The 8369-nt window shown below is 73.0% G+C and carries 5 protein-coding genes; all 5 read right to left on the reverse strand.

What is annotated here, in order from left to right; all coding sequences use genetic code 11:
- Positions 1–56: 56 nt before the first annotated feature.
- Positions 57–1154, reverse strand: a complete 1098-nt coding sequence (locus tag ACFU74_RS34310) for a PadR family transcriptional regulator (protein ID WP_380763991.1) — start codon at positions 1152–1154, stop codon at positions 57–59.
- A gap of 1 nt (position 1155) precedes the next feature.
- Positions 1156–2073: a DUF4097 domain-containing protein gene (locus ACFU74_RS34315; protein WP_380763993.1), complete on the reverse strand. Its 918-nt coding sequence runs from the start codon at positions 2071–2073 to the stop codon at positions 1156–1158.
- Between the two features lie 221 nt (positions 2074–2294).
- Positions 2295–2474: a DUF6104 family protein gene (locus ACFU74_RS34320; protein WP_030309148.1), complete on the reverse strand. Its 180-nt coding sequence runs from the start codon at positions 2472–2474 to the stop codon at positions 2295–2297.
- Between the two features lie 48 nt (positions 2475–2522).
- Positions 2523–4556 carry a serine/threonine-protein kinase gene (locus ACFU74_RS34325; RefSeq protein ID WP_380763995.1) on the reverse strand — a complete coding sequence of 678 codons (2034 nt, stop codon included), beginning with the start codon at positions 4554–4556 and terminating at the stop codon, positions 2523–2525.
- Positions 4557–4813: 257 nt separating this feature from the next.
- A partial coding sequence (locus ACFU74_RS34330; protein ID WP_380763997.1) for a multifunctional oxoglutarate decarboxylase/oxoglutarate dehydrogenase thiamine pyrophosphate-binding subunit/dihydrolipoyllysine-residue succinyltransferase subunit occupies positions 4814–8369 on the reverse strand: 3556 nt, incomplete at its 5' end.

Genomic DNA, 8369 nt, shown 5'->3' on the forward strand with positions numbered 1-8369 from the left:
CCCGGCGGGGGCCCGCCCCCCCCGGGGGGGGGGCCGGGCGCCCGGGGCCCACCGGCTCAGCCGAGCAGTCGCTTCAGCCGCTCGCCGGCCGCGCCGATCACACCGCGGGCCTCGGCGAGCCGTTCGGGCGTCACGCCGCCGTCCCTGGCCGTGTCGCGGACCTGGTCGCGGAACCGGTCGAGCAGCCGCTCCAGCTCCCGGGCCGGGTCGCCGGCCGGGTCGGTGGCGGCCCACGGCGGCAGGTCGGCCGGGGCCGCGCCGGCCGGCTCGTCCTTGTCCAGGTCGATCCGGGTGACGGTGACCCGCTCCGCGCCGGGCGCACCGGCGGCGGGCCCGGCCTTCTCCTCGGACGGGTGGCCCCAGCGGGCCGCGTCGGCGAGCCCGGCCAGTCCCTTGGTCAGCTCGGAGAGCCCCTCGGCCAGGCCGGTCGGCCAGTCGCCGCGCGCCGCGTGGTCGCGCACCTGCTGCTCGACCCGGCGCTTGATCCGCAGCGCCTCCTGCTGGGCCGCCGTGCGTGCCGCCCTGGACTGCTCGCGCAGCCGGCGGGCCTCCTCCTCGGCCGCCTTGGCCTTGGCCTTGGCGGCCTTCTCCTGCTCCTTGGCCCGCTTGGCCTGCTCCTTGGCCTGCCGCTTGAACTGGGCGAACTCCTCCTTGGCACGCTGCCAGGCGGCCTGGTCGCCCCACGGTCCGGCCCACGGGTTGCCGCCGCTGCGGTCCGCGTCCCCCTCGCCGTCCCCGTCCTCCGCCCCCGGCCGCGGGGCGCTCCGGCGGGCCTGCTCGGCCGCGCCCCAGAGTTCCTCGCGCAGGTCCTTGGCGCTGTCCCGGACGTCCTCGCGGATCGCCCCGGCCAGCTGGGCCACCGAGTCGTGGATCTCCAGCTCCAGCTCGTCGAGCTCGCCCTGCCGGGCGGCGAGCTCGGTGCGGCCCGCGTCGGTGAGCCGGTAGACCTTGCGGCCGCCCTCGGTGCTGTGCGCGACCAGTCCCTCCTGCTCCAGCTTGGCCAGCCGGGGGTAGACGGTGCCGGCGGAGGGCGCGTACAGGCCCTGGAAGCGCTCCTCCAGCAGGCGGATCACCTCGTAGCCGTGGCGCGGGGCCTCGTCGAGCAGCTTCAGCAGGTAGAGCCGGAGCCGGCCGTGGCCGAAGACGGGGGTCATGTCAGGCCTCCTTGGTGAGGTCGGGGCCGGCGGACGGGCCGTCCCCGGCGGGCAGCTCCCGGGCGGCGGGCCGGGCGTCGTCCTCGGCGTCCGGCCGGTGCAGCACGGTGACCGCGCCGGAGACGGTGGTCACCGAGAGGCTGCCCTTGCCGTCGCCGAGCTGGCCGGAGAGGCGCTTGGTGCCCCAGCTGCCGCCGACCTTGAGCTGCTCGAAGGTGGAGGAGAGGTCGCCGCTGGTGGTGCCGGCCTCGACCTTGGTGTCGGCCAGCGAGGGGAGCCGGACGCCGACCGCGCCGCTGACCGTGTTGACCTTGATCTCGGTCGGGGTGGCGGCCGCGAGGTCCAGGGTGACCGCGCCGGTGACCGAGTTGGCGGACACCTTCTCGGCGGTGCCGGCGACCACGGTGAGCCGGCCGGAGACGGTGTTGAGCCCGAGCCGGCCGGCCACCGCCTGGGCGTCCACGTCACCGGTGACCGTCCTGGCCTCGGTCCGGCCGGCCAGGCCGACCAGGGTGACGTCGGCGTTGGCGGTCTGCGTCGAGACGTTCCCGGTGATCCCGGAGACCGTCGTCGCGGCGGAGACGGTGCCGGTCTTGACGTCGGTGCCGGCCGGCACGGTCAGGGTGACCGAGGCGGTCCGCTTGCGCTTGAAGGAGGAGAAGAAGCCCTTCACCGACTCGACCGACTTGAGGACGTCGCCGAACTCGTTCCAGCTGCTGAGGTCCTTGTAGGTGACGGTCAGCACGCCGTCGACCAGGGTGACGTGCAGCGGCTCGCCCTTGAGTTCGGTGACCTCCAGGCGGGCCGGGCCCTCGGCGGCGACCACGTTGACGGTGCCGTCGATGGTCCGCACCTGAAGGCTCCGGACCGTCTCCTCGATGGTGATCCTGTCGGGTCCTTCGACCGTCCACTGGCTCATCTCTGCCGCCTCCCGTTTCGGACTCGCGATGTATCGCGTTCTCTCTTTTAAAGACGATATATCGCGTGACGGCGAAGTCAAGGGAGCCCCACCCCGGGGCCGACCCGGAGCGGGCCCGGACTCCCACCCCTACGGGGAGCACGCGAAAGGGCCCGGAGGCGGTTGCCTCCGGGCCCTGACGACGGCCGCTCACCGGGTCGTCCGGTCACTCGGTCACCCGGTCACTCGTCGTCCTCGTCGTCGAGCCGCGCCAGCCAGGTGGCCAGCCGCTCGACCGGGACCTCGAAGTCCGGGTTGAGGTCGACGAACTCGCGCAGGCGCTCGGCCAGCCACTCGAAGGTGACCTCCTCGTCGCCGCGCCGGCTCTCCAGTTCCTCGATGCCGCGGTCGGTGAAGTACACGGTTCGCTCCGGTCCGATGGGGATAAGACCTGGTCAGGATAGACCGGGTCAGCTCGCGCGGTAGGTGTTCAGGGTGACCTTGGCGGCGCCCGTGGTGGGGTCCGCGACCTCCACGGCGGCGATGGCGATGTTGCGGGTGACCCGGTCGCGGATGCAGAGCAGCCGACCCGGGGTGACCCGGTTGAACGTCAGGTCGGTGTCCGGCCGGGAGTCGATCGCGATGGCGCACTGCTCGGGGGTGATGGCGGTCTCGGTGATCACCGCGAAGTCGGACTTGTTGTCGCCGACGCTCTCGAAGGAGTCGGCCCGGCTGCCGCTGGAGGTGGACTCCCGGCTGAGGCCGAGCCCCCACTTCAGGTCCCCGCCGCGCGGCACCACGGTGCCGGTCGTGAGGTCGATCCGGTAGGCCTCGCTGGAGTACTCGGCGGCCGGGATGGCGAGCGACTTCTTCTCGATCACCGGCTGGTAGCCGACCGGCCGGGCCGGCGCGGTGACCCCGTCGGCCGAGGGCGACTTGCCCGGCGCGGCGCTGACCGCCGCCGAGGTGGGGGTGGTCGGGGCGGCGGTCGCGGAGGGCGTGGTCGCGGCCGGGGTGGTCGCGGCCGGGGTGGTGGCCGACGGCGGCGCGGCGGGCTGCGCGCTCCCCGGGCCGCCCTGGGCGCTGTTCTGCTTGTTGTCGTCCTTGCCGAGCTTGGACATCAGCACCACGCCCCCGGCCGTGCCGCCGAGCGCCATCACCAGGGCGACGGTCAGCAGCACCTTCCAGGAGACGCCCTTGCGGGCCGGCTCCGGCGCGGGTGCCGCCAGGTCGGTGACCACCGGCCCGGGCGGCGGGGTGTCGTAGGACGGCGGCTCCTGGCGCAGCTGGACGGTGGGCGGGGCGCCGAGCAGCGGGCCGGTCGGGGCCTCGGTGGGCGTCTGTGCGGCGCCGTACGCGCCGAGCGGCGGTGGGACGAAGCCGGGCGGCGGGGTGTCCGGCAGGGCGGGGCCGAACCCGGGCGGCGGCGGGCCGAAGGACGGCGCGGTGGCCTGGTGGGTGGGCGGCGCGGCCGGTGCGGGCGGCGGCGTCGCGGCGACCGGGCCGGTCGGCGGGCCGGCCGGGGGAGCGGGCGGTGCGGCGGGCAGCGGGGTGGGCGGCGTCTTCGGCAGGTCCGAGCGGCGGGTGATCTCGGTGTTGACCTGCTTGGGCAGCCAGTCGTCGGAGAACCGCAGCTGCCCGCCGACGGCCGGGTGGTTGCGGGCGATGTCGATGATCTCGGCGGGCTTCGGGCGGTCCTCGGGCGACTTCGCGAGGCAGCGCAGGAGCAGCTCGCGCAGCCCGGCCGGGACGGCGTCCAGGTCGGGCTGCTCGTGCACCACCCGGTAGAGCACGGCGGTGTCCGGGCCGTCGCCGAACGGCGCGGCGCCGCCCGCCACGTACGCGGCCAGCGCACCGAGCGCGAACACGTCGGTGGCCGGGGTGACCGGGCGGCCCTGGGCCTGCTCGGGCGACATGAAGGCGGGGGAGCCGATCCGGTAGCCGGTACCGGTGAGCGCGGTGGCGTCGGCGGCCCGGGCGATGCCGAAGTCGATCACCCGAGGACCGTCGCCGGCCACCAGGACGTTGGCCGGCTTGAGGTCGCGGTGGACCACCTCGACGCTGTGGATCGCCTGCAGCGCCTCGGCGATGCCGCCCAGCAGCAGCAGCACGGTGCGGACCGGCAGCGCGCCGTTCTCCCGCACCACCTGCTGCAGGGACGGCCCGGGGACGTACGCGGTGACCAGCCACGGGGCGTCGCCGTCGAGGCCGCCGGAGTCGATCACCTGGGCGGTGTAGAGGCCGTGGATCCGCTGGGCGTTGGACACCTCCTGGGCGAACCGGCGGCGGAACTCGCCGTCCTCGGCGAACTCGGGGCGGACCACCTTGAGCGCCACCGGCCGGCCGCCGGGCGTGTACGAGAGGTAGACCCGGCCCATGCCGCCGGCCCCGAGCCGGGCGAACAGCCGGTAGCCGCCGACCTCCCGGGGGTCGTCCGGATGCAGCGGCTGGAAGACCGGCGGGAGCGGTGCGGCGGTGGCGTCCCGTGGCGTGTCGGCGGTCATGCGGTTGATCCCCCTGGGAGAGCGGTGAGTTCCACCGACCGCCTGGCGGGCGCGGTGACGGGCGTCCGGGCGGCGGTCTGGCGCTCCATAACCTATCGATCCGTCAGGACTCCGCGCAGGTCGGTGCCGGTTTGGTTGCAGAGCTGGGACCTTCGCACACACCCCGTGCGCCGCCCCGGAACGGCGGCGGCCCCCGTGTCCCTGGAGTCCAGGGGCACGGGGGCCGTGGTGCCGGGTTCACGCGGCCGACCGGGGGGTCAGAGCGTGAAGATCTCCTCCAGCAGCTGCTGCTGCTCGGCGGCGTGCCGCTTGGCCGAGCCGACCGCGGGGGCCGAGGAGGCCGTGCGGGCGACGCGGCGCAGGCGCGGGCCGTCCGCGCTGCGGCCGATGACGACCTGGAGGTGGTCGACCAGGTTCATGGCGATGAACGGCCAGGCACCCTGGTTGGCCGGCTCCTCCTGCGCCCAGACGAACTGGACGTCGTCGCCGTAGCGGGCCAGCTCCTCCTGGAGCTCGGCCACCGGCAGCGGGTAGAGCCGCTCGACCCGGACGATCGCCGTGTCGGTGATGCCGCGCTCGGTGCGGGCCGCCTCGACGTCGTAGTAGAACTTGCCGGCGGTGATGACCACCTTGCGCACCTGCGCCGGGTCGACGGTGGTGTCGCCGATGACCGGGCGGAACGAGCCGGACAGGAACTCCTCGGTGGCGCTCGCCGCGGCCTTCAGGCGCAGCATCGACTTCGGGGTGAAGACGACCAGCGGCTTGTGGTGCGGGTTGTGCGCCTGCCAGCGGAGCAGGTGGAAGTAGTTCGACGGCAGGGTCGGCATGGCGACCGTCATGTTGTTCTGCGCGCACAGCTGGAGGAAGCGCTCCGGGCGGGCGGACGAGTGGTCCGGGCCCTGGCCCTCGTAGCCGTGCGGCAGGAGCAGGGTGACGCCCGAGTGCTGGCCCCACTTCTGCTCGGCGGAGGCGATGTACTCGTCCACCATGGTCTGCGCGCCGTTGACGAAGTCGCCGAACTGCGCCTCCCACATGACCAGCGCGTTCGGGCGGGTCAGCGAGTAGCCGTACTCGAAGCCCATCGCCGCGTACTCGGACAGCAGGCTGTCGTACACGGTGTAGCGGGCCTGGTCCTCGGTGAGGTACTGCAGCGGGGTGTAGTCCTCGCCGGTGGCCCGGTCGATCAGCACGGCGTGCCGCTGGCCGAAGGTGCCGCGGCGGCTGTCCTGGCCGGCCAGGCGGACCGGGTGGCCCTCCATGAGCAGCGAGCCGATGGCGAGGGTCTCGCCCATCGCCCAGTCGATGGTGTTGTCCTCGACCGAGGCGGAGCGGCGCTGGAGCTGCGGCAGCAGGCGCGGGTGGACGGTCAGCCAGTCCGGCAGGTTGACCTGGGAGGCGGCGATCCGCTTGACCATCTCCTGGGAGATGCCGGTCCGGATGTTGACCGGGAAGTCGGCGACCGGCTTGCCGCCGGTGGCGGGGGCGGGCGCCTGGGCGGCGTCGCGGACCTCGGCGAAGACCTTCTCCAGCTGGCCCTGGAAGTCCTGGAGCGCCTGCTCCGCCTCTTCCATGGTGATGTCGCCGCGACCGATCAGGCCCTCGGTGTACAGCTTGCGCACCGAGCGCTTCTTGTCGATCAGGTCGTACATCAGCGGCTGGGTGAACGACGGGTTGTCGGCCTCGTTGTGACCGCGGCGGCGGTAGCAGATGAGGTCGATCACCACGTCCTTGTGGAACTCCTGGCGGAACTCGAAGGCGAGCCGCGCGACGCGGACCACGGCCTCCGGGTCGTCGCCGTTCACGTGGAAGATCGGGGCCTCGATCATGCGGGCCACGTCGGTGCAGTACATCGAGGAGCGGCTGGAGGCCGGGGCGGCGGTGAAGCCGACCTGGTTGTTCACCACGACGTGCACGGTGCCGCCGGTGCGGTAGCCGCGCAGCTGCGACATGTTCAGGGTCTCCGCGACGACGCCCTGGCCGGCGAAGGCCGCGTCGCCGTGGATCTGGATCGGCAGCACCGGGAAGGTGGTGCCGCCCTGGTCCAGGATGTCCTGCTTGGCGCGGGCGATGCCCTCGACGACCGGGTCCACGGCCTCCAGGTGGGAGGGGTTGGCGGCGAGCGAGACCTTGATGGTCTCGCCGTCCAGGCCGGTGAAGGTGCCCTCGGAGCCCAGGTGGTACTTCACGTCGCCGGAGCCGTGCATCGACTTCGGGTCGAGGTTGCCCTCGAACTCGCCGAAGATCTTGCCGTACGGCTTGCCGACGATGTTGGCCAGCACGTTCAGGCGGCCGCGGTGGGCCATGCCGATGACGGCCTCGTCGAGGCGGTGCTCGGCGGCGGCGTCGATGGTGGCGTCGAGCAGCGGGATGAGCGACTCGCCGCCCTCCAGCGAGAAGCGCTTCTGGCCGACGTACTTGGTCTGCAGGAAGGTCTCGAAGGCCTCGGCGGAGTTCAGCCGGCGCAGGATGCGCAGCTGCTCCTCGCGCTCCGGCTTGGTGTACGGCTTCTCCAGGCGCTCCTGCAGCCACTTGCGCTGCTTCGGGTCCTGGATGTGCATGTACTCGATGCCGACGGTGCGGCAGTAGGTGTTGCGCAGCAGGCCGAGGATGTCGCGGAGCTTCATCATCCGCTGGCCGCCGAAGCCGCCGACCGCGAACTCGCGCTCCAGGTCCCACAGGGTGAGGCCGTGGGTGGTGACGTCCAGGTCGGGGTGCTTGCGCTGCTTGTACTCCAGCGGGTCGGTGTCGGCCATGAGGTGGCCGCGGACCCGGTAGGAGTGGATCAGCTCCATGACGCGGGCGGTCTTGTTGACCTCGTCGTCGTGGGTGGTGGCGACGTCGGTGGCCCAGCGGACCGGCTCGTACGGGATCCGCAGCGACTCGAAGATCTCGTCGTAGAAGCCGTTCTGGCCGAGCAGCAGCTGGTGGATCGTGCGCAGGAACTCGCCGGACGCCGCGCCCTGGATGACGCGGTGGTCGTAGGTCGAGGTCAGCGTCATGATCTTGGAGACGCCGAGGCGGGCCAGGGTCTCCGGGGCGGAGCCCTGGAACTCGGCCGGGTACTCCATGGCGCCGACGCCGACGATGGTGCCCTGGTTCTGCATCAGGCGCGGCACGGAGTGCACGGTGCCGATGCCGCCGGGGTTGGTCAGCGAGACCGTGACGCCGGTGAAGTCGTCCATGGTCAGCTTGTTGGCGCGGGCCCGGCGGACGATGTCCTCGTAGGCCTGCCAGAAGCCGAAGAAGTCGAGGGTCTCGGCCTTCTTGATGGCCGCGACGACGAGCTGGCGGTCGCCGTTCGGCTTGACCAGGTCGATGGCCAGGCCGAGGTTCACGTGCTCGGGCTTGACCAGGTAGGACTTGCCGTCCTCCACCTTGTAGCTGTGGTTCATGCCCGGGGAGGCCTTGACGGCCTGGACCAGGGCGTAGCCGATCAGGTGGGTGAAGGAGACCTTGCCGCCGCGGGCGCGCTGCAGGTGGTTGTTGATGACGATGCGGTTGTCGATCAACAGCTTGGCCGGGACGGCGCGCACCGAGGTCGCGGTCGGCACCTCCAGCGAGGCGTCCATGTTGGTGGCGACGGCCTTGGCCGGGCCGCGCAGCTGGACCAGCTGGGGGCCGGTGGGCTCGGCGGCGGGCGCGGGGGCCGGGGCGGCGGCCTTGGGCGCCGGCGGTGCGGCGGGAGCGGCGGCGAGCGGCGCGGCGGCGGGCACCGTGCGGGCGAGACGGAGCATGATCGGGATCTCGATGAGCGCGCGGACCTCGGCCAGCTCGGCCAGCTCGCGGGGGGTGCGCTCGGTGACCCGGAAACCG

The organism is Kitasatospora sp. NPDC057500, from assembly GCF_042802195.1.
GTDB lineage: Bacteria > Actinomycetota > Actinomycetes > Streptomycetales > Streptomycetaceae > Kitasatospora.